13 protein-coding genes are annotated in these 23,475 nt (G+C 48.7%); 7 read left to right on the top strand and 6 right to left on the bottom strand.

The features are described 5' to 3' along the window. Positions 1-230: hypothetical protein (locus tag T488_RS19965; RefSeq protein ID WP_207640293.1), on the bottom strand; the 230-nt coding region annotated here is incomplete at its 3' end. Between the two features lie 211 nt (positions 231-441). Between T488_RS19965 and T488_RS0104365 the strand changes: the two genes are divergently transcribed. Beyond that, positions 442-3,303 (top strand): leucine-rich repeat protein, encoded by a 2,862-nt coding sequence (locus T488_RS0104365; RefSeq protein ID WP_028519746.1) that lies wholly within the window; start codon positions 442-444, stop codon positions 3,301-3,303. 61 nt (positions 3,304-3,364) lie between these two features. Here T488_RS0104365 and T488_RS0104360 read toward each other — a convergent pair whose 3' ends face one another. Beyond that, positions 3,365-3,550, bottom strand: coding sequence for a hypothetical protein (locus tag T488_RS0104360; protein WP_028519745.1), 186 nt, complete (start codon positions 3,548-3,550; stop codon positions 3,365-3,367). A gap of 222 nt (positions 3,551-3,772) precedes the next feature. Then, on the bottom strand, positions 3,773-5,056 hold the full coding sequence (locus T488_RS0104355; RefSeq protein WP_028519744.1) for a hypothetical protein: 1,284 nt from the start codon (positions 5,054-5,056) through the stop codon (positions 3,773-3,775). A gap of 295 nt (positions 5,057-5,351) precedes the next feature. Here T488_RS0104355 and T488_RS0104350 point away from each other — a divergent pair, with 295 nt between their 5' ends. Next, positions 5,352-7,076: a substrate-binding domain-containing protein gene (locus T488_RS0104350; protein WP_028519743.1), complete on the top strand. Its 1,725-nt coding sequence runs from the start codon at positions 5,352-5,354 to the stop codon at positions 7,074-7,076. Between the two features lie 156 nt (positions 7,077-7,232). Continuing rightward, complete coding sequence (locus T488_RS0104345; protein WP_028519742.1) at positions 7,233-8,099, top strand: phosphatase PAP2 family protein; 867 nt, start codon at positions 7,233-7,235, stop codon at positions 8,097-8,099. 72 nt (positions 8,100-8,171) lie between these two features. On the opposite strand, the gene T488_RS19795 is transcribed toward T488_RS0104345, so the two are convergent. Further along, entirely contained in the window at positions 8,172-10,739 is a 2,568-nt protein-coding gene (locus T488_RS19795) for a dockerin type I repeat-containing protein (RefSeq protein ID WP_028519741.1), read from the bottom strand. Beyond that, positions 10,732-11,292 (bottom strand): RNA polymerase sigma factor, encoded by a 561-nt coding sequence (locus T488_RS0104335; protein WP_028519740.1) that lies wholly within the window; start codon positions 11,290-11,292, stop codon positions 10,732-10,734. The genes T488_RS19795 and T488_RS0104335 overlap by 8 nt, the downstream gene beginning before the upstream one ends. Positions 11,293-11,659: 367 nt before the next feature. Here T488_RS0104335 and T488_RS0104330 point away from each other — a divergent pair, with 367 nt between their 5' ends. The 3 genes from T488_RS0104330 (at position 11,660) to T488_RS0104320 (ending at position 18,352) form a co-directional block, all read left to right on the top strand. Further along, positions 11,660-12,214 (top strand): RNA polymerase sigma factor, encoded by a 555-nt coding sequence (locus T488_RS0104330; protein ID WP_028519739.1) that lies wholly within the window; start codon positions 11,660-11,662, stop codon positions 12,212-12,214. After that, a complete protein-coding gene (locus T488_RS0104325) occupies positions 12,204-14,861 on the top strand; it encodes a hypothetical protein (protein ID WP_028519738.1) in 2,658 nt (885 codons plus the stop codon). The genes T488_RS0104330 and T488_RS0104325 overlap by 11 nt, the downstream gene beginning before the upstream one ends. Before the next feature lie 239 nt (positions 14,862-15,100). Then, a complete protein-coding gene (locus T488_RS0104320; protein ID WP_028519737.1) occupies positions 15,101-18,352 on the top strand; it encodes a beta-L-arabinofuranosidase domain-containing protein in 3,252 nt (1,083 codons plus the stop codon). Positions 18,353-18,522: 170 nt separating this feature from the next. Here T488_RS0104320 and T488_RS0104315 read toward each other — a convergent pair whose 3' ends face one another. Continuing rightward, complete coding sequence (locus T488_RS0104315) at positions 18,523-21,369, bottom strand: carbohydrate-binding protein (RefSeq protein ID WP_028519736.1); 2,847 nt, start codon at positions 21,367-21,369, stop codon at positions 18,523-18,525. 457 nt (positions 21,370-21,826) lie between these two features. On the opposite strand from T488_RS0104315, the gene T488_RS0104310 reads away from it, so the two are divergent. Beyond that, positions 21,827-23,380 (top strand): ABC-F family ATP-binding cassette domain-containing protein, encoded by a 1,554-nt coding sequence (locus T488_RS0104310; RefSeq protein ID WP_028519735.1) that lies wholly within the window; start codon positions 21,827-21,829, stop codon positions 23,378-23,380. Positions 23,381-23,475 lie beyond the last annotated feature (95 nt).

The raw sequence follows: 23,475 nt of genomic DNA, 5'->3' as shown, positions 1-23,475 counted from the left end.
TAAGGGCGGTGCTTATATAGAAGTTTATAGGTAATTATCGGGGACAAACCTTTCTGAGGAAAGGTTCTTTCCCCGAACCCCTTTTCCAAAGACTTTATAACTGAATTTAGCCCCAGAAGGGCGTTCCATATAAATGTAATAATCGGTAATATTACCAGGAGCGCCCTTCTGGGGCTAAATTTAATGCTAAAAGTTTTAGGAAGGGAGTTTGAGGGAGAACCCTTTTTCAAAAGGGTTTCCCTCAATATCACCCGTAAAACTTCTGTACGAGTGTCGCCCTTAAGCCGGGCGTTTGTTTGTTACTCACACCTAACCGTGTTTATTGCTGTGAAACTTTATGCAGATTTCAAAGCGCAAAATATTGACATACAAGAACACAACTGATATAATATATTTTAGTATATATACTGTATATATTTTTGATATAGGAGGTAAATAATCATGAAAATCAAGGGGGTTATTTCAATTCTTGCTGCGCTTACTGTCATCACAAGTTCTGTTTTAGCTGTGCCGTTCAATGTGGCTGCTGAAACAGTTTCAAAGACAGAAGCTGCTGTGGAATACAATTTCGACAGTGCTATGTACAGCGAGACGGAAGACGGCGTTACCTATAATATCTTTAAAGGCGGATATGCAGCTGTTCATTATGTCGATAATCATGACATCGAAGAATTCACAGTTCCCGATACTATCCAAAATACTCCTGTTGTAGGTATAGAATGGGGTGCATTCAGAGACTGCAAAAATATCAAAAAGCTGAGTCTCGGCAAGAATGTAAGCGTTATTGACTGGAATGATGCGGCAGAGCAGACTATCGAGGAAATAGCTGTTACAGAGGATAACAAGTCGTTTACTGTCGTTGACGGTATACTTTACAGCAAGGATATGAAAACAGTTGTTGCTTTTCCGCCTGCAAGCAGTGCAACAGAAGTAAAGATAGCAGATGAAGCAGAAAAAATAGGCGATTGCGCGTTTGTATGCTGTAAAAACCTTAAAAAGGTCGTTCTTAATGATAATATAAAGGAAATAGGCGCATTTGCATTCTGGGGCTGCAGCGCTCTTAGTGATATCGCACTTCCGAATGGTATAAAAGAGATAAAAGCACAGACCTTTGCAGGCTGTACTTCACTGAGCGATATTGATATACCTGAGTCTGTTGAGAGTATGAATGATGGTGCTTTCAATGATGCAGGCTGTATCAAGACCGAGGACGGCATATATTATGTTGATAACTGGGCAGTAGGCTCAGATAAGGATATTGAGCGCGGTGATATCCGTTATGGTACAGTTGGTACTATAATGGGACTTTTCACTTCAACGACAAAGCTCAAAGTAGTGACTGTGCCAAACACTGTAAAGCATCTTAGCTCATACCTTGTTTTCGGTATCAATGTTCCGCTTGAGAGTATAACTTTCTGTAATGACGCAATACCTGACAGATGTCTTGTATGCTTTGGTTTAAAGGAAGTAAATATAATCGACCCTGATTGCAGGATAGCAGACAGTGCAACATCTATCCCATCATACTGGAAAGAGGTAAAAGAATCAGAGCCTGAAGCGGTAAAAGAGACAGAATATGTCTTAAAGCACTCAAAAGTGACTTCTTCAAGTACAGGTTCTCACACCAGTACAAAGGTAATAAATACAAAGCTGTTTGAGATAGATGAAGAAGGCAATATCCTTCCTGTAGAAGGACATACAACACAGGAAGATGTTGACAATCTCAGCGAAGAAGAAAAGGAAAGAATTAAAAACAGCATAGATGCTATAAATGAAAAAACCGAAGAAATTTCCGTAAGATACAGCGCACCTATAAAAATAGGCAACCCTGCAAAATATGATACCCTTATCGTGGGTCAGGCAGGCTCAACAGCTGAGGAATACGCTCTTAAATACAGAAGGATATTTGATGCATTCGCACCTGCTAAGACAACTGTCGGTCCTGAGATAGTTGAGGATATGGAAAACGGCATTGTTTACTGGATATACAACAGTGAATTTGCTAAAGCAATGATATCTTCAAACAGAGCTGCATACGGCAAGGAAGTTCCGAAGGAGATCACCATACCGGAGACTGTCAACAATGTTCCTGTAAAGGCTTTAAGAGTAATTCAGAGTAAATCCGATATAATACATATCCCTGCAACTGTCGAGAACTACATTATCGCTGTAGATTCTGCTGAGGACGGTGTCGCTTATTATGATGTGGACAAGGATAACCCTTATCTTACATCAGTTGACGGCATTATATACAGCAAGGATATGACGAAGCTTATAAGGGTTCCGTCAAGATATGCAGGCAAGAAGATCGTTGTTCCCGACGGTGTGAAGACCATCGACAATTTTGCATTTTTCAGCCTTGATAATGTTGAGAGTATCGAGCTTCCCGACAGTGTTGAGGTCATTGGCAGATGTGCTTTCAGTGCATCAAGAAAACTGGAAACAGTAAAACTTTCCGAAAATCTTGATATTTTAAGCGATAACGCATTCTCCGAATGTACTGCTCTTAAAAATGTAACTATCCCTGAAAGCGTTAAATATGTGGGCTATGAAGCTTTCAACGGTACTTCCGTAGTTAAATACGAGAACGGTCTGGGATATCTGGACGACTGGTTCGTTGGTACGGAACACAGTTCGACTAATTATTTTTCCGGAGATATCCAAATAAAGGAAGGTACTGTCGGCGTTGCAAGCTTCAGTGCATCAGGTAATGTGACAATTCCGAACAGTGTAACAAAAATGAGCTGGGAAATGATCGCTGATTACAGCACAAATCTTTTAAGAGCTGACGTTTACTCTCATGTACTTGACTATGATGCTTTTAAGAACGCAGTCTACCTTAAAGATATCTATATCTATGATCCTGAATGTGAGATATGCGCAGGCGATCAGACTATTCGTGCAAAGCATTATGAATGGAGCAGTGGTCTTGTAGGACTTCAGGAGGTAAGCTATCACAAACAGTATTCGGATGCAAGAACGTATGCAAAAGAGCTTGAAGAGTATAATGGCAGAATACTGAAAGATACTGTTATCCATGGCTACAAGGGCTCTACAGCTGAGGCTTATGCTCAGATGTACGGCTTGAAGTTCGAGGTCATAGACGATGCTGAGATGTATAAAAACGGTGATCTCAACGGTGATGGACAGTTCAATGTAGGTGATCTCGTTCTCATGAACAGATATATCCTCGGTACTTATACATTCAATGAAAAGCAGTTCAAGTCCGCTGACCTTAACGGTGACGGAAACGCTGATGTTTTTGATGTTATAGAGTTCCGCAGGAAAATACTCGCAGACTGATAAATATAAGCACAATATCGCTCCCCTACCCGGGGAGCGATGTCATTTATATGAACTAAGTTTAAGTTGATCCGCCGTGACCTGCATCGAGGACGATGACGGGCAGCTCATCACCCTCTCCCGAAAGTGAAACGGGCAGGGCTCCCTTTTCGCTTTTTTCTGCCACACGGGACGCTCCGTACAGTGTAAACAGCGCACAGCCGCACAGTAATGCTCCGCTGACGATCTTTCTGTGAACTCTTTTCATAACAGTAACTCCTTCCGCTCCTGCGATGGTATTGTCACTGGATTATATGCACACATCTTCCGCTTTATTACATTGTAAGTTGCAAAATAAGGCGGTAAGCTGCATTTTCAGAGGGGTAAGTTGCATTGACAGCAAGCAAAAAAACGTGTTATCATAAATATGAAAAAGCAGTCTGTATCGCTACAGACTGCCTTTAAATATTGTATATGCTGTCCTGTAAGATCAGCCGCGGTCGAGCCTGTCAAGAAGTGTGCTCGCACTCATGGAATAGTAACGTGTGCCCACAGATGAGGGTGTAGCACCCGAATAGAATACTACTGTTGTGGCATTCTGGAGATAAGTTCTCAGGCTGGAGCAATGTCCCATGATGTCTCTGCCGCCGTTGCGGAAGAATGCTTCAAACTTTGTGCTGCCCGAGCCGTTTAACCAGCCGGGGTCGCCGATGCCTGCATTCTTTCCTGTGTAGATATAGATAGTGTTGCCCGAACGCTTATAGGCATTGAATCTGCTGTCAAGGAAAAGCTGACGGTCATAATTTTTCAGATTTGTGATAAATCCGGGACAGCTGATAAGCCCGTCATAATTATTATTGTAAGCGCGATAGTCGCTGTATGGAACAGTTATTGTCTTTTTGGATATTCCGCCCACCTTGATGTAAGAACTTACACCCGAGCTCTGATCTCCGTTGCAAGTGAGCTTTAAGTCCTTCAGGAACTCAAATGTACGCGAGCCCGAGTTTGAGCCTGACATTCCCAGATAGACAGTCGGAGTCGGAACAGGATTGCTGATATGGAATGTTATCTTTGTACGGAAGCCGTAACCGTCGGGCTTTTCTTCGAGGACAGGCTCATCGAAGGTAGTATAGATATCAGATGAAGAAAGTCTCATGCCTGCGATATAGTGGTCATCAAGATAGATATTGCCGGTATAGCCGTTATGGCTCTTTATATAGCCATAGTTGATGTCATTGGGGCTGTCAATATAGAAATGATTCAGAATATCCTGTAAATAAGGTCCTGTAAGCATTCTTATACCGTAATCACAGGCATCAAGGTTTGGGGTAATGCTGGGACGCTTGCGATGGGTGTTCACCTTTGAAACATTTGAATACTCCAGCACTGCCGCATAGTAATCTCCTGTTTTGCTCTTTATTGTGATATTATCCATATAGGAGCGGGCATTGTTGATATTTTCACTTGTCGCAACATCAAGAGGAAGAAGGGCAAACATATCGCAATTGCCGTATTCTTTTCCTTCCCTATCAACAGTTGCAAAGTAGGTAAAATTGCCTTTTCCGCTAAGTACCTTATCCGTCAGCACAGGCATATCTGTCTGTATGCTGTAATACTCCCATCGCTGACCTCTTCCCGCCGATGTATCGTAGTTTACAAGCGGATTCGAGAAGCCGCTCGGACCTACAGGATAAGCGAATGCGGACATTTTTGCAGGGACAGCCAGCATTGCGGCAGCAGATACGGCTGCGATGACCTTTGTAAGTTTTTTCATGATTTTTTCCTCCGTTCATTTTTTTGATTTGGTTCGTTTTTCACTGAAACTCTCTGTTTCAGCTCTGTAGCCCAAGTTTATCATATCGGACGGGGACTTTCAATAATTTGCGACAGAACGCTCATTTTCGGGATAAAATGCAGAATACGGCGACGAAATGCTCAAAATTGCGACGAAATGCACACTCTGCGACGAATGGTAAAAATGTACCCTTCGTCCTCAAAAATATACCGTTTATCCAAAACAAAATTCATTATACTATCTGAAGATCATAAGGCGCAGGAGGTTTTTTACTATGTCATCACACAGATCTATCGCAGTAATATTCTCGGATATAAGGGAGGACTACAACGATAAATTTCTCACAGGTATTCAGGCGCAGGCAAATGCTTACGGCTACCGCACATTTACCTTTTCCATGCCACAGACCAGCGAGCTTTACACCAACAACGAGGAGTGGGTATACAGTCTCATCGACTATGACCGCTATGACGGTATCATCTTCGTGGAGCACACCTTCTCCACACATAAGAGCCTTATCCCGCCTATCGAGAAGTCCCTCAGCGAAAAGTGCAGCTGTCCCGTGGTGGTCATCGGAAGCTCAAATGTGCTTCCCAATGTCATAGGCATGGATAATCAGAAGAACTTCGAGAAGGTGGTGGAACACCTGACAGACGTTCACGGCTGCCGCAGTCTTTACTGTCTCGGCGGTGAAAAGGGTATCACAGACGAGCGCATAAACGGCTTTGTGAACGTGCTGAGGAGCCGCGGTCTCCCCTGTGACGAGGACAACCTGCTCTACGGCGGATACTGGATCTCGGGAGCCGAGGCTGTGGCAAAGGACATAGCCTGCGGCACCCTTGAAAAGCCCGATGCCATTGTATGTCTCAATGACGAGATAGCCTATGCCCTCATAAAGCAGCTCTGCTTTGCGGGGCTCCGCGTCCCCGAGGATATACTGGTGACAGGCTTTGATGATTCCGCCTATGCCTCAAACAGCGCAGTTTCCATAACCACCTTCTCCGCGGGCACTCACTTCTGCGGTCAGCGCGCCGTTTCCCTGCTCCACTCACTGATAACGGGCAGCTCTCCCGAGCCCCTCAGACAGAAAAGGCACTGCGTCATAACGGGAGACAGCTGCGGCTGCGGCAGAAAGGGAATGCTGAACGTCCGCGCAAAGCTGGACGCCCTCAACCGCAGAGAGCGCTATGAAATGGAATTCCGCAACAGCCTTTTCGAGGAAAAGCTCTACAAAATAACCTCTCAGGAGGAGCTTTCCCTGTTCATCAAAAATCACAAGTATCTCATCCGTGACCACATAAGTCTCAGCGTGAACCTTATGGAGCAAGGAGACCTCTTTGCAAAATGTATCTTTCTCAAGGACTATCTCCTCAACGGCGAGACCGCAATTTTCCGCGCAAGAGAGCTCTATCCCGATATGTTCTCATTCGGGGCGGTGCAGAATATACATATCCTGCCCCTGGTCTTTGACAAGCAGGTATACGGCTTCATGACCATAGGCTATGCAGAGCCGGAGGTGTACACCCTCCACGCCAAGCAGTTCGCAAACAGGATAGCCATAGGTGCAGAGCTCCTCGGTGTACGTCAGCAGTTCCGTACCGCAGACCGCCCGTCACCTGCCCTGCCCCGTACAGAGGCTGTGGCTGCGGAGAGAAACGATAGTAAGCCTGCCGCAAAGATACTGGTAATGCACAACAGCTCAATGACGAGGGTGCCTGTGGAGAACGTTCTGTATTTCGAGTCCTGCGAGAAAAAGGTCTTTGCCGCCATGAAAAACGGCAAATACGAGATAAAGCAGCGGCTTTTCGAGCTTGAGGAGCTGCTTATCAGCAAGAACTTCTTCCGCATATCGCGGTCCGTACTTGTGAATATGGACAAGACCGTGGGCTATAAGGTGGACTTCGACCGCTCTCTCCTGGCAGTAATGTCCGACAAGGAGGAGCTCCGTGTCTCAAGAACGAACAAAGAAGCGTTCAAACAGCGGCTTGAAAGAACATAAAACAAAACGGCTCTCAGAAATACCGCGGAAGCTCCGTTTTTTATATTATTACAGCACTTTGGCTCCGAAAAGTCTGTTTTTATCCTGCGGCTTGCTATTATATTCACCCTATGTTATAATATAGTAAAACGAACTATTACATTGAGGTGTCTGACAATGAAAAAGAACTACTCGGCGCAGATAAAGATCGGGCTGCTGATACTGCCTTTCCTGGCTGCGCTGTTCATAACAGGAACTTTTTGCGACAAAGCCGCTGCGGAAGCTGTTTTCTCCCCCGACAATCCCCCTGCAAGGCTTGCAGCCATTATCGGAACCTACCCATTTTATGCGGCGCAGATATTTTTCTGGGGAGTCCTTGCGGAACGGGTGGTACATTCGGGCAAAAGCAGGGCTGCCGGAGCCGCCCTGTGCACACTGTTCATCCTGTTAGCCCTGCTTACGGGATATATAAGCGTCAGGGGTGATACCCCCGCCGTTGTCATATCCAGCCTGATACTTGAATATCCGCTGTTTTTTGCAGGCTATATGGCGGCAGGAAAAACAGATGACAAGCTGCTGGTCAAGCGTGTCATCTGTCTTTTCGCGGTACTGCTGGCAGCATATCTGTCTCTGGAGCTGTTGAAAAACTTTTTTGACCGTCCCCGTTACCGCACGGTGGTACTGGGATATGAGGGAGTCGGCTTTGAGCCTTGGTATAAGCCCTTTGCAGGCGCTGATACATACATGGCGAAGTACGGACTGCCTTCCTCTGAATTCCGCTCATTCCCCAGCGGTCACAGTCTGTTCAGCAATCTCACCATGTGCATATTGCCCTCTCTGGCATGGGTATTTCCGAAGCTGAAAGACAAACAGCTTCATCTTTTCCTTGGCGGACTGATTTTCAGTCTGATAATAATGTTCACCCGAATGATACTGGGGGCCCATTATCTCAGCGATGTCTCCGCAGGAGCCATGATAGGGACCATTTGCGCCATTCTGTTTTCCGCATTGCAGCTGCGCATATCCTCAGGCAGCAAGAACTGAACAATAAAAAAGCTCCCCGAAGCAATGTCCGCAGCTTCGGGGTGTTTTCTATTCTATAATAACTTTCTTTTGTCATCCAAGGGTGCTGACCTTGCCTATGAGATACTCCTGTATCATCAGTGCGTCGTTGGAGGTGATACCCTCTGTGTCCTTGTCAACGTCGCCGTTGAGGCTTCCCTGCCTTGTGAGGTGCTTATCGTCGCTGCCCTCTGTGCCGTACTTATCGGGGTTTGAGATAGCCTGCATGATAAGGATAGCGTCTGAGAGATCGACCTTGCCGTCGCAGTTAGAGTCGCCTGTAACATGGTTATCTTCTGTGAGCTTGCCGATATTCTGAGGGAAGCTCTTATAGCTCTTGATGGTCGAAACATAGCTTGTAACAGGAGCAGTATCATATCTGTCCATGTAGCCTGTATAAACCAGGCCCTTATCGCTGTAGAACTTCTCCATGTTGTTGTCGAAGACCTCAAAGTACTGAGCGCCGCGGTGAGCAGCATAGTAGTCGTCCATAGCCTTGAACATATCCTTCTCTTCCTCATACTGTGCCTCAAGCTCGCTGAGGATATACATCATCATACAGTCAGACTCAAGTGTGTCGCAGCTTATGCCGTTGTGGTTGAAGTCGTAGTTGTTGTTGAAGTTTTCACGTACCTCCTCGGGAACGTCGAGGACGATGTTCAGCTCGGGATGACGTCTTATCATAGAGCCGATGTAGCTTGTGTCATAGGGAGTGAATGCCTCATATCCCAGATTGAAAAGCAGATTATAGTCCGCAGCATCTATCTTGCCGCTGAGGTCGATGTCGGGCTCGGGGAGAACGCCTGTCTTCACGTCCTTGTAATACTGTGGGAAGGCTGCGTCTATCTCGTCCTGTGTGAACCAGTAGCCCTCGGGTGCTGCGATAGTGTTATTTGCAGCTGAGGGACCGTACTTGATAGCGAAGTTCTCGTAATAGCCCAGGGTCTGGAAGAACCTGCCCTGGAAGCCGTGCATAACGCGGTAGTAGGTATAGCCCTTGTCAACATAGTACATCGGGTCGAAGTATTTGCTATCCGCTTCATTATAGGTCAGATAGTACTCGGCAAGATACTGCACGATGTCTTCGTTGTCAATATCACAGTAATTTGCCAGAGTATCGCATAATGTGAATGCCCTGCCCCATTCCTCCACAGATACATTGGGATTTGACTCAGCCATATATTCGCTGTAATAATCCACGCTTGTCTGATAGAGCAGGCTGTAAAAATAGGTGTAATTCTCGCTGTTGCTGCGGAGATTTGCATAGAATGCGGTAAGTCCCACATCGTCCATATCAAATGTGCCGTCGGCATTTACGTCGGGATCAACACGACCGTCCTCGATGAACTGCTTTACGAATGCGCGGTCTTTACCCGTATAGTGAGCATGGCGTCTCACGTCTTTGATGAATTCATGCATCAGCGACTTTCTCACGCCCCGAAGATGACCAAGACCGTACTCTATGTTATCGCGATTCTCTGAGGGGATATTTTCCGCGACGGATCTATCAACGAGCCTGTAATTCTCGCCGTCGTCGGTTATTGAGAACTCTGTCCTCTGGAAATCCCACATACTGAGCAGATCGCCGTCATGTCTTATAATGTCATAGGACATAGGATCACCGTAATCATCGGGGCAGTTGTCGATATAGAAATTAGTATCCATAAATTCCGGCTGCGGCGGTGCAACATACTCAAAATAGTAATCTAACAGTTCATCGTGACCGAGGCGATGTTTTTCGGTAAAGCTTTTTTCCTCGCCTGTTTCGCTGTCGATATAGGTGTAGTCCAGCGTTGTATCAGCCGGTATCGCCTTATACTTTTCCCAGATATAATCGGGAACAGTGCAGCGTGGGATCGTCGCGTTTCTCTCATCGGCTTCACGTATTTCAGCGCGGTAGTATGCGTATACATCGAATATATCGAACTTTCCGTCACAGTTAAAGTCAATGTCAACGTCATATCTCTCTATGAACGTCTTTGCGTTCATGGCTACACTGAGATTTTCATTTACAGGCACAAAGGTCTGAGCCCCTGCCTGAGCGTTTACTGCTGCCGCATTTGATAGCGTGAGCAGCGAAGCAAAAAGTGCTGCGTATTTTTTCATAATAGTACTCCCTTCAATTATATATTCATCTTCTTTTGCAGGAGCTCCGGTGACCGTGGGCTCTCCTGTCTCAATGTCCCTGCCGCCTGCTGCCGCTGTAGCAGCTGCGGGAACTTTTTCCGTAATGTCAGCCCTGCCTGTGACAAGGGCGGTGGTGATAGTGTTGTTTACCGGCTGTAAGGCGGTGGTCCGGGTATTGACCGCTGTCTGCGCGGCTGTAGAAACTGCCGCGGTAACTGTGCTGCCGCCGCTGACCGCTGATGTAGTTACGGTGGTCACGTCTCCCCCGGAAGCCGTAGTGGCTTCGATGACGATGCCGCTGTCAGGAAAAACGGTTTTCTTCCCTATATCTGCACCGCTGAAGTATCCCGATGCGCCTACAGTGATGAGCAGCGCAGCGGCAGAAGCGGCAAAGGCATAAAAACGGTGCACCACAGGTCTGCTTCTGCGGTCAGCCTCCTCGATGAGGTCATCATCTATATTGTTTATTCCCCTGTAAAGCTTCAGATCACTCATCTATATACCCCTCCTTCTGCAGATATGCCTTTAATTTTTTTCTTATCCTGAAAAGATATGTAGCGACCGTATTTGCATTCATATCAAAATATGCCGCTATGTCCTCAATGCTTTCGGAATACCAGTAGCGCCTGACGAACACCTTGCGGTATTTTTCGGGCTGAGCCCTCAGGAAGCTGCTGATGATCTTTCCCAGCTGTTCGTCGGAGAGTCTGTCCTCAAGACTTTTTCCGTCGGACACACATTCCGACAGCTCATCAAGTGATACCGAAAATTCCTTGTTTCGTTTTGCAGCGGTATTATATCTCTGGCGGTCAAGCGCACAGTTTTTTACAAGCTTGCATAGATAATTTTTAAGATTGTCAGGTCTGTTGGGCGGGATAGAGCTCCAGACGTCCATATAGGCAGAGTTCACGCATTCCTCCTGATCCTCTTTCTGTGAGAGGATATTTCCTGCGATATAGAAGCACAGATTTTCATAGCTGTTTTTCAGCTCCTCCACTGCCTGCTCGTCTCTTCCCCAAAGCAGTTTTATGATCGACGCGTCATCCAAAGGTACAGCCTCCTTTCGTGAGGTCCTCTGTATATAAAGACGTTACAGCGGACCGTAGATTTCACTTTTCCGAAAAAATTTTTTTGCGGCGTTGATGAATATATAATATAAGGAAAGGCGTGCCGCAGCGACACGCCTTTTTATGTCACCTCTGTAAATATTGTATCATATTGCAGGCGTCAAATCAAGGGATATGGCTCTGTGCCGTAAAAAAGTCCGACTTTCGTCCTTGACGGGAGGCTGTCATGGAGAGTATAATAAAGGTATAAAATGAGCGAAAAAAATTTTTTGGAAAAAGCTGCGACATTTGCAGCCTTTCCTTCGTATAAATAACAAATGGAAATATTTCCTGCCGAAAGGAGGAAAAATGGAAAACGGTATCAGTAGCTACAGCCGTTTCCTCTCAGGAGATAAAGATGCAATAGATGAAATAATCCGTGATTACAAGGACGGTCTTGTCTATTTTCTGTACAGTATAACAGGAGATATGGGCATGGCTGAAGAAGCTGCCATAGATACCTTTGTAAAGCTGTATGTTGACAAGCCCGCCTTCAAAGGCAAATGCAGCTTCAAAACATGGCTCTACACTATCGGAAGGAACAAGGCATTTGACATAAAACGAAAGCTGTCCAGATTCAGTTCCGTCTCACTTGACACTGCATACGACATCTCCGACGAGGAAAATATAGAACAAAAGGTCATTGATGATGAGCGGCGTTCCGACCTGCGCAGGCTCATCTCAAAGCTCAGACCCGAGTACAGTCAGGTCCTCTACCTTGTATTCTTTGAGGACTTCAAAAATGACGAAGCGGCTGAGATCATGAAAAAAAGCAGCAAGCAGATAAGAGATCTGCTGTACAGGGCAAAAAATGCTCTGAAAAAAGAAATTGAGAAGGAAGGAGCAGTGTTCAATGGATTATAAGACCATGGCTGAGATAGTCAAGTCACGGGGCGATAAGATCTTAGAAGAAAGACGTATCCGCAGACTCCGTATCCGAAGGATCACATCAGGCACTGCGGCACTGTGTGCTGCTGCGGTCATCGGATTCGGGATATGGCACAGCAATACTGCAAAAAATTCCTCCTCAGTTGAGTTCGGCAGAGATACGGCTGTTACATCAGCCGAAACCACAACCGTTGCAGCAGTCAATACCACAACTGCTGCTGTAACAACAGCGGACGGCACTTCCGCTGTCACAGCTGCCAAGCCTCATAACGATACAGCAGTGACCACATCAGCTGCCGCAGTAACAGCAGCAGCTGTCGCATCACAGGATACACACACTACCGCCGCAGCAGGCACTCCCGCAACAGTACAGACTGCGGCAAAGACCACAGCGCCGGGACTTACACAGACAACAGTCTCCGCTTCTGACGCTGTAACAGTCACCACAACAACTGAAATAATTACATATACACACAGGAGGGTTTATTATATGAATAAGCTAACAGCAGGATTTGCTGCAATGCTCGTAGGAGCTACAGCGATGCCCAAGCCTGTTGCCGCAGTAAACGACACAGGCATGAAAAAGGTTCCCTTTGAACTCTTGAGCGTGCAGTACGATATTAACGATTTTGACTTTTTGAAATGGCACAACGACGAGAGCCTCATCGACATAGACAGGAACGGAAAATTCGATGAGCATGATATTTACCTCCTCTACCGCATAGAGCAGGGAGACACGACTCTCATATCTGACCATATCGTTCCCGATCCCGATGACGAAAAATTCAATTCGGGCAGTCTCATTCAGTACTTCACCTGCTACTATAATGTGGACAGAGACATTCTCTCACCCGATCACTATGCAGCCGACAGGAACAGGTACGTTGATGAGCAGTATCTCAGCGATGAGGACGCAATTGCTGCCGACAAGCAGTACCGTCAGGACTTCGCTGACCTGTTCAGGGAGCGCACGGAGGATTTCAGCGGACTCTATGATGTATTCACAGCCGTAATGGACGAAAAGAAGCCCGATGTTGACGTTGACGGCAGCGGTACCTTTGATATGTGCGACGTTATGGACATCTGGTACTTCAGCAAGCTCTTTAACGAGCCCCCTGTCACATACGAAGATATGGACAGCGAAAACCTCACCTTTGAGAACAGACTGAAAGTATATGATGAGCTGACAGAGGATCATCTTCCCTGCGATTCCGAGGAGAAGTGCATTGACCTTTACAGAACTCTCGGCGACGATTTCCTGGTGGTGCCCATATTCTCGGACTACCTTATAAAGTATTATTTTGAGAACAACGAGTTCCTGCCCGAGTATTCCGATGGGAACTACTATGAATACCTGTGGCGCTCAGGCTACACTTATCCCGACGGATATTTCCTGAAAAAGGAACAGGATCTCCTCAGCTCCTTCCAGAGCACCATTCAGGACATTGAGTGGAAAATGGGACTTCCCAGCTCCGATGTAAGAGCCGATGTTGATATGACGCACATAGACAGGGATTATGAGATCTATAAGAAGAAGGTCGATGAAGGTCTCCTCCCCGAGCCCGATATGAACGGTGACGGAAGGATAAACGCTGTAGACTACTATGCCTGCGACGAATTATACAACAACAGGTATGAGCCCGATCCCAAATTCACTCAGGAGGATCTGGAGCATTACCTCTCCGACTTTGACATCAACGGCAACGGTATCAGCGGTGACGCCGCAGATTGCAGTATCGCTCAGGTATATATCTGCGAGAAGACCGGCATTAAGACAAAGCGTGAAAAGGAATACGAGGCATTCAGAGACGCCTGGGTAAACGGTGAGGTCTCAAATTATCCCTGGCAGGGCACTAACTGCCTTGAGGGTACAAGATACCCCCTGACAGACCCCGATGACCTGTTCAGCCTCTGCTACAATTACGTGTACGCTTTCACTTATCCCGACAGCAAGGAGCTTACAGTCAGGTTATTGAACTACTACACAAGCGTGGAAGCAGGTCTGAGAGCTGTTCCCGATGTTGACATGAATGGGGTAATTGATGCCAACGATTATATATTCGCAGAGAACACTCTCTACTCTCAGACTCATACCAATGAGGACCTCCACACCGTTTCAGATGAGATAATGGACAACTACATCGCCAACTTTGATCTGGACGGAAGCGGCGTCAGCGGTGACGCAATGGATACTCTGCTGGTGCTTGAGTATGTATCAAGAAAATGTGATATAGATAAGATAGATCTTGAAGAAATGGCAATGAACGCCCGCGGACAGTACACAGAAAAAGAGAGCACTCCCGCAGGCACAACAACAGCTCCCGCTCCCTACAGCACCGTTCCCACAACAACTACAGCCGTTGCGCTTCCCGCAGCTGCACCTAAATCGGAGAAAACAGGCGACGCCAACTGCGACACCGACGTTGATCTCTCCGACGCTATCCTTGTGATGCAGGCACTTGCAAACCCCGACAAATATGAGGTCGACGGCTATTCAAAGAGCCATATCACCAAGCAGGGCAAGATAAACGCCGACGTTGACAAGTCCACCGGCGGACTCACTGCAAACGACGCCCTGTGCATTCAGGAGTTCCTTCTCGGCAAGACAGGTTCCTTAGGCTGAGATCTCCTTAATATTTAAAGGTTTCATAATTTATATCCACCTGATAACGCCCCGGAGAAATATCTTCGGGGCGTTTTTTACTCTCCTTATTTATAGTAAAAAGATGTCGGAAACTCAGTCATTTTGTCCACTTTATCGGCGGTATATGGGTTGACTTTTGTGCTAAAATGACAGTATAATGATATTATACAAAAAAATAAAGTGGTATTTTACCAAAACTTTATTCAGGGGGAATTAAAATGAAAAACAACTTGATCCGCAGACTGGTTTCGGTCTGCTCTGCCGCAGCAGTGGTATGTACTGCGGGCAGCAGCCTTCCCGTCAGCAGCCTTGGTGCCAATGCTGCTCAGGTGGATATAGAGGACTTCTCTATATCCGACGTCAGAATGACCGATGACTACTGCACCAACGCCTTCGACAAGGAAATGGACTATCTCATGTCCTTCGACACGGAGAAGCTCCTTGCAGGCTTCCGCGAGAACGCGGGACTCAGCACCAACGGCGCCACACGCTATGGCGGCTGGGAAAACACCAACATCGCAGGCCACTGCGTGGGGCACTACCTCACCGCTCTGGCTCAGGCTTATCAGAATCCCAACATCACCTCACAGCAGAAGGACGCCATCTACAAGCGTATCACCACCCTCATCGACGGCATGAAGACCTGCCAGCAGCACCCTCGCGGCAAGACAGGCTTCCTGTGGGCGGCTCCCGTACCCTCCGACGGTAATGTGGAAAGGCAGTTTGACCGCGTCGAGGTGGGAAAAGCCAACATCTTCGACGACGCCTGGGTACCGTGGTACACCATGCACAAGCTCATTGCAGGCATCGTTGACGTCTACAACGCCACTGGCTATGCTCCCGCAAAGGAGATCGGCTCATCACTGGGTGACTGGGTCTACAACAGAGTAAGCAAGTGGAGCTCACAGACAAGGAATACGGTCCTTTCTATCGAGTACGGCGGAATGAACGACTGTATGTATGAACTCTACGCCATAACTGGCAAGGACAGCCATGCGGCTGCTGCTCATGTGTTCGATGAAGATGCCCTCTTCCAGAAGGTAGCTCAGGGCGGACGTGATGTGCTCAACAACCGTCACGCCAACACCACTATCCCCAAGTTCATCGGCGCTCTCAAGCGTTATATCGTCCTTGACGGCAGGACCGTCAACGGTCAGCAGGTGGACGCCTCAGCCTATCTCAGATACGCAGAGGATTTCTGGGACATGGTCACCACTCATCACACCTACATCACAGGCGGCAACAGCGAGTGGGAGCACTTCGGCAAGGACGATATCCTTGACGCCGAACGCACCAACTGCAACTGTGAGACCTGCAACTCCTACAATATGCTCAAGCTGTCCCGTGAACTGTTTAAGATAACCCACGACAGCAAGTATATGGACTTCTATGAGAACACCTATTATAACTCCATACTCTCCTCACAGAACCCCGAGACAGGTATGACCACCTACTTCCAGCCTATGGCTACGGGCTTTTTCAAGGTCTACAGCACACGCTGGGACAAGTTCTGGTGCTGTACGGGAAGCGGCATGGAGAACTTCACAAAGCTGGGCGACACCATTTATATGCACGAGGATAACACACTCTACGTCAACTTCTACCAGAGCTCAATACTGGAATGGGCTGACAAGAATGTCACCATAACCCAGGAGAGCAATATCCCCGAGGGAGCTTCCGTGAAGTTCACCGTAAGCGGCAGCGCTCCCCTGGACCTCAGGTTCCGTATCCCCGACTGGATCGACGGCACCATGGGCGTTACGGTCAACGGCAGCAGATACAGCTACAAGACCGTAAACGGCTACGCCGATGTTGCGGGAGACTTCTCCGACGGCGACGTTATCGAGCTTACTATCCCCTCAAAGGTAAGGGCTTATCCCCTTCCCGATGCTCCCGATGTATACGGCTTCAAATACGGTCCTCTGGTACTCAGCGCAGAGCTGGGCAAGGAGGACATGAAGACCGACAGCACGGGTATGTGGGTAACTATCCCCAAGGAGAAAAAGGTTGCAAGCGAGACCATAAGGATATCAAAGCAGGGACAGTCCGTGAATTCCTTCATGGCTGAGATAAACGACCATCTGGTCCGCAGCGGCGACGGTCTCACCTTTACCCTCAACGATACCAACACAAAGCTGGTGTTCACTCCCCATTACAAGCAGTATCAGCAGCGCTACGGAATATACTGGAAGTTCGTACCCAACGGCACAGTGGTGGAGGAAAAGCTGCCCCGCGCAAAGACCACCATCACCGATACAGTTCAGCCCGGCTACGGTCAGTACGAGAGCGACCAGCTCCACGCAATGGTTGAGACAGGCACTGTCGGCGTCACCAATGACAGCACCTACCGCTATGTGGAAAAGGACGGCTGGTTCACCTACAGAATGGCAGTGGACGAAAACGCTCCCCTGCTCCGTCTCCACATAAAGCTCCGCAAGGCTGACAACGGCAAGTCACTGAGAGTCCGCGTTGGCGACGCTGTCCTCTGGGCAGGAACTCTCTCATACAGCGGCAATAAGGACGTTTACGACCTGCTGCTGACCGTCCCTCAGGACGTCCGCGACCGCTGCACATACACCACAAGCGACGACGGCACCGAGAGAAGCGTCCTTGACGTTACCTTCTCTCCCGACAAGGAGGGAGCAGGCTCCGCAAAGGTCTGCGACTTCATCTACATGGAAGCAGTTACCCCCGTATACGAATACACCAATGACATCGCCTATTTCGTGGACTGCGGAGACCATAACTCAAGTACCCTCACAGGCAGGGACAGACTTGGTATGTACAACAGCGTCACCGAGCAGCTCTGCGGCGAGGACGAGGTAAGCGGCAAGAAATGGGGACTCATCGACGACTCCACAGACCAGTACAACGGCTCAACAAAAAGCGGCGGTCTCTACACTGCCAACACATGGTGCGACGAGGCGAACACTGCTGACGGCGCAGACAAGTCCAACAGCTTCCGCTACACCAAGAACCAGTACGAGAACAATATAGCCCGCCACCTGGACTACAGCTTTGAGCTCCCCAACGGCACCTATTCTGTGGAAATGTGCTTCTGTGACCCCTGGGGCTGTTCAAAGTCTCCTACAGTCTATGCAAACTACGGCAAGAGCTCCGAGTCGGTCATCGTGAAGAATGCTCCCACCGACAAGACTGCCGTAAGCGGAGAAGCAAAGGTCACCGACGGCGAGCTGACGGTGAACCTCCGCTCCGATGACAAGGCTATAAACCTCTGCTATATCATTATCCGTCCCCTTGAGACAGAGACCGCTTCCACAAAGGGCAGAAAGGGCGACATAAACCTTGACGGCGAGGTCAATGTCGCTGACGCAGTGCTCATGCAGAAATATATCCTGGGAAGCTCCGAACTCACTGGCGAGCAGGCTTATGCAGCCGACATCGCTGCGGACGCAGTCCCCGACGTATTTGATATGTCAGCACTCAGAAAGCTGCTCATAGCAGGCTGATAAATACCGAAAGCCATAGTATCTTTCATGGGGGATACTATGGCTTTCTCCGTAAAATAGCAGGATAAAGAAAAGAGACGCATAATCGTTATACCTATATAGCGGTCTTATACATAATATAGAGGGAAGCCCTTTTGAAAAGGTGCTTCCCTCTATTCTTTTTCTGATATTCAGAATGACTTTATCTCACCTTTGAGGAAGCTCACAAGGAGCCTCAGGTCATTCTCGTCAATGGCGCCGTCCATGTTTATATCAGCGGCGTCGAAACGCTCTGCGTCGCCGTTTACGGCTGCTCTGCGCATACCTGTCATGTCATACACGTCAACAGCACCGTCACCGTTCACATCGCCAAGGATGTACTCCTCCGCAGGCTTTACGGGTCTCCACCAGTTCACATTGTAGAGGTAGCCCTCGCCGCCCCTGAATACGAAGTAGACATCGTGCGCCCCCGAGGCGGGAGCTATGGTGCAGCTCTGGGTGTTCCATGTCTGCCAGCCGCCTGTGCCGCTGACGTCCATGGTGCCAATGAGCTTTCCGTCAGGGCTGTCCAGTCTTACCTCAAGCGAAGCCTCTGCGCCGTTTGAGCCTATACGGAATTCAATACCGCTGACGTCGGTAAGGTCGATGCCCTTGAAGCCGATGTAGTCGCCGTTTTCGATATAGGCAACATCGCTTCCGCCCTCGGAGCAGTTCTCTGTGTCGATACCCGACTTGTAGTCGCAGCGCTCAGCCTCGATGACGTCGCCGCCGCTTGCCGTGCCTTTAAGTCTGAGGATATGGGAGGACTTGCTCAGCACCTTGCCGTCAGCGCCGAGAACGTATATCCTGTACTCCCCTTCCTTTGAGGGAGTTCTGACCGTACCTGCGCTGCCTCCTGCTCTGGTCATATCGGCTCCTGCTCTGAAACTTTCGGTGCCGTCAGGAGCTATCCATACAGTGCCCTCAGTCTTTCTCACGGGGAGCTTGCTTCCGCAGGCTGTCTCGCAGCTTGCAGGAAATACCCAGTCCGCAGCAGACTTCAGCCATGAGGGCATGAGACCGCGGTTATCGTCGGAGATACCCGAATTCAGGCACACCTTGTACTGCCCGAAGGGCCATACATTATCCGAAACCACGATAGGAGTGTCTATGTCGCTGGAGGGCGGGTTCTTGCCCATTTTATTCACAGTGGCATAGGTGCGCTTTATCTTCAGGTCGTGCTTGTCACCGTACTCCTCGCAGTTGATGGTATAGGTAACATTTGGGCTTATCTCAAGAACGTTGTCATTCTCCTCGATATAGGCAGTTCCCTCATCGTTGTGAAGTCCGTAGGTAGGCCAGCCGGGACCGCCTGCGGGAATGCCCTGAATGTAGTTCTCGTTGATGATAGTGCCGGGCATCTGGCCGATAGTGTAGATACCGCCGCTGTCGTGGAGACGGTTAAGGGAGTTTATCACCCTGTTATAGCATATCTGATTGTCGCGGCAGGTGGTGCTGTCCTTGAAATTGCACCAGCCCCAGCCCAGATGAATACCGTTATATGCTGTCTTTTCAATAGTGTTGCTGAGGATCTTCACGGAGTCCACATAATAGGCGGTAATGGCTGCACAGCCGCCGAAGCCGTGAACAACACTGATGTCATAGAGAAGGTTCTGGGTTACTGTATCGTTTTTGCACAGTCCCTCCACGCCCTTGGGGAACTTCTCGTGATTATTGGCAGCAGCGTCGCCGATGTAGATATGCTGAGGGTGTCCCACGGTGATACCGCTGGAGGTTATATCGGTGATGAAGTTTCCGCTGACGTCGGAGTTTATAACGTCATTGGTCATGGAAATGCCGTCAGCGCCCGTGTGCTTGACCACATTGCCCGTAAGGCTGATACTGTCGCTGCTTGTTATATGTATGGCAGCAGGTAGAGTATCCGCCATTTCGTATTTCTTTGAGTGCCAGTTTGAGTCTGCAAAGGCAGTATAGCTCTGAGCTGCCTGACAGGTAGCTTTTCCGTGAGAGCCTGCCACCTCGGTGAGCTGAAAGTCCGTATTTGCAAAGGTAATGCCGCTGAAGCTGATATTCTCCACACGCTCCGATGTAGACCTTCCCGCTATCTTTATGAGGCAGTCCGCTGCGGGAGCCTCAACGTCGGCAGTCGCCATATCCTCGCCGCTTCTGGGATAATAGTACAGCATCTTATCGGTCTTGTCAAAGTAGAACTCGCCCTCGCTGTCCACAAAAGAAAAGGCGTTGTAGATAGTGTGGGTGCCCCCGGTGGAGAAGCCTGCGCCCCAGCCGGGAGTCTGGGCGATAGCGCCGTAGGGCTGCTGCATGAGAAGTATCATGCTGCTGCCGTTGTACTTTATATCCCTTGAGCAGACGATATTCTCGTTCCAGGTGGTGCCGTTGACCACCTCAAGGTCATCGAAATTTGAGGTTATACGGGGCATTGAGCCTGCATCATAGACAATGCCGTCGCTCTTTTTGCCCGAGTCCCATGCCCAGTCGCCCTGACCTGCGGTAACGTAGTAGTCTCCGTAGCCCCCCTTTGCCTGCACCTGAACGCTGCCCATATTTGCTCGGCGGTCATTGACATAGAGGTTGCGGAGCTTGGTGCTGCGGTCCAGAGGTGCCGCCCAGAGCTTGTCGTTGAACTTAGACCAGCCCGTGACCTTCTGAGCACCGTTGATAACGGGTGTCTCCCCTTCGTAAGCCTCATATCTGACCTTGAATCCTCCTGTACCCGAGTCCCTTGTGTCGAACTCCACAGGCTCCGTGATGCGGTAGTCTCCGCCCCGCAGATAGACCACGATGTCGCCGGTCATGCTGCTGTTCACTTTCCTAACCTCGTCCCTCGCCCTTTCCAGAGTTGCAAAGGGAGCGTCAGGCGAGCCGTCGCCGCTGTCGCTGCCCTCAGGCGAGACATAGTACACAGCCTGGACTCCGCTCACGGCACGCACAGTTCCCGCGCAGACGTACGGACTAAGCGCAGAAAGTGTCGAAACAGCGCTGATGACAGCAGCCGTTCCTCTTAGTTTCCCAATCATAAAAATTCCTCCTTCTACAGGGCATCTCTGAAAACCCACTTTTGAGAAAAAACAGGTTTTAGAGATGCCATTTATTCTCTTTTTTTTTAATAGCGAGAATAAATTTTTCTTTTAATATCCCCCGTCGTGTCTTTGGTGATAATCACCATTTTGAACCTGTTTGTGTTAATTATAGCATTGCAGGCTGCTTCTGTAATACAATTATAATGATATTTCTGGTAATATTTCAACTCTCCGGCTGCTTTAATGAAAGTTTATAATTTAATTAAAGCATTTGCCCTGCAAACTTCACAAAGCGGTCATTGCTATTTCCGTAAATATATGTTATAAGCGCAGAGCCTGCGCCCCCTTTTTCGCGTTATAATACTGTCGCACGGGAACTTTTTCGCCGCGTCCCTTGCTATTATGTTGCTTTTATGTTATAATAGAGGGCATGACATCTGAAATGGAGGATAATATGAGCATACTCAATGTTGAACACGTTACGCACGGTTTCGGTGCGAGACAGATACTCAATGACGCTTCCTTCCGACTTCTGAAGGGAGAACACGTCGGACTTGTAGGCGCTAACGGCGAAGGCAAGTCCACCTTTCTGAATATAATCATGGGCAAGCTCCAGCCCGACGAGGGCAGGATCGAATGGTGCAGGCACATAACCACGGGCTACCTGGACCAGTACAGCACCCTTGCCAAGGGCAAGACCATCAGGGACGTGCTCCGCGAGGCATTCGACCACCTCTCCGACCTTGAGGCGGAAATGCTCACTCTCTACGAGAAGATGTCCGACTGCTCCGAGGAGGAAATGAACTCCCTTATGGAGGAAGTGGGCGAGATACAGAGCATTCTGGACTACAGCGGATACTACACAATCGACGCCAAGATCTCCGAATACGCCAACGGTCTGGGACTCAACGAGATAGGTCTTGACAGGGACGTTGCGGAGCTCTCGGGCGGACAGCGTGCAAAGGTGCTGCTGGCGAAGGTGCTGCTGGAAAATCCCATGATACTCATTCTGGACGAGCCCACTAACTTTCTGGACGAAAACCACATAAGATGGCTCACAAATTTCCTTCAGAACTACGAAAACGCATTCATACTCGTTTCCCATGACGTTCCCTTCATGAACAGCGTCATCAATGTGGTCTATCACGTTGAAAACGCCGTAATGACACGATATACGGGAGATTATGACAACTTCACAAGAATGTATGAGCTCAAGAAGAAGCAGATAGAACAGGCTTACGAAAAGCAGCAGAAGGAGATCGCCGATCTTGAGGACTTCATCGCCCGCAACAAGGCAAGAGTTGCAACTACCAACATGGCGAAGTCCCGCCAGAAGAAGCTGGACAAAATGGACAAGATCACCCTCATGCGCGAAAAGCCCAAGCCCACCTTCTCCTTCCGCAAGGCAAGAACTCCCGGACGTGTGGTCATCGACTGCAAGGACGTGGTGCTGGGCTATGACGAGCCCCTCACAAAGCCTATCTCCGTCAAGGTGGAGAACGGACAGAAAATAGCTATCCGCGGAGTCAACGGCATAGGCAAGTCCACTCTGCTGAAGACCCTGCTGAAGATAATACCGCCAATATCGGGCTACGTTGAGCACGATCAGTTCGTGGAATACGGCTACTTCGAGCAGGAAGAGGAGAGCACCTCAAAGACTGCCCTTGACGTTATATGGGAGGAATACCCATCCATGACCAATGCGGAGGTACGCGCAGCCCTTGCCCAGTGCGGTCTCACCACCGAGCACATCACCTCACAGATGAGAGTGCTCTCGGGCGGCGAGAATGCCAAGGTAAGGATATGCAGGATAATGCTCAGAGAGGTAAATCTCCTTGTGCTGGACGAGCCCACCAACCACCTGGACGTGGACGCCAAGGAGTCCCTGAAAAAGGCAATAAAGGACTACAAGGGAACTGTGCTCATAGTGAGCCACGAGCCCGAGTTCTATATGGATATAGCCGACAATATCTGGAATATCGAGGAATGGTCCACCAAGATAATATAAAAGCAAAAAGCAGGTCATTGTGTCCGATGCTCATGTATAAGTTTTGCCCCGAAGCATTTCAAAAGTGCTTCGGGGCATTGTGTTTTATTCGGATG

This window comes from Ruminococcus flavefaciens ND2009 (genome assembly GCF_000621785.1).
Classification (GTDB): Bacteria; Bacillota; Clostridia; order Oscillospirales; family Ruminococcaceae; genus Ruminococcus; species Ruminococcus flavefaciens_C.
The sequence above is the reverse complement of the archived record's forward strand: the minus strand, read 5'-3'. Positions and strand labels throughout refer to the sequence as shown.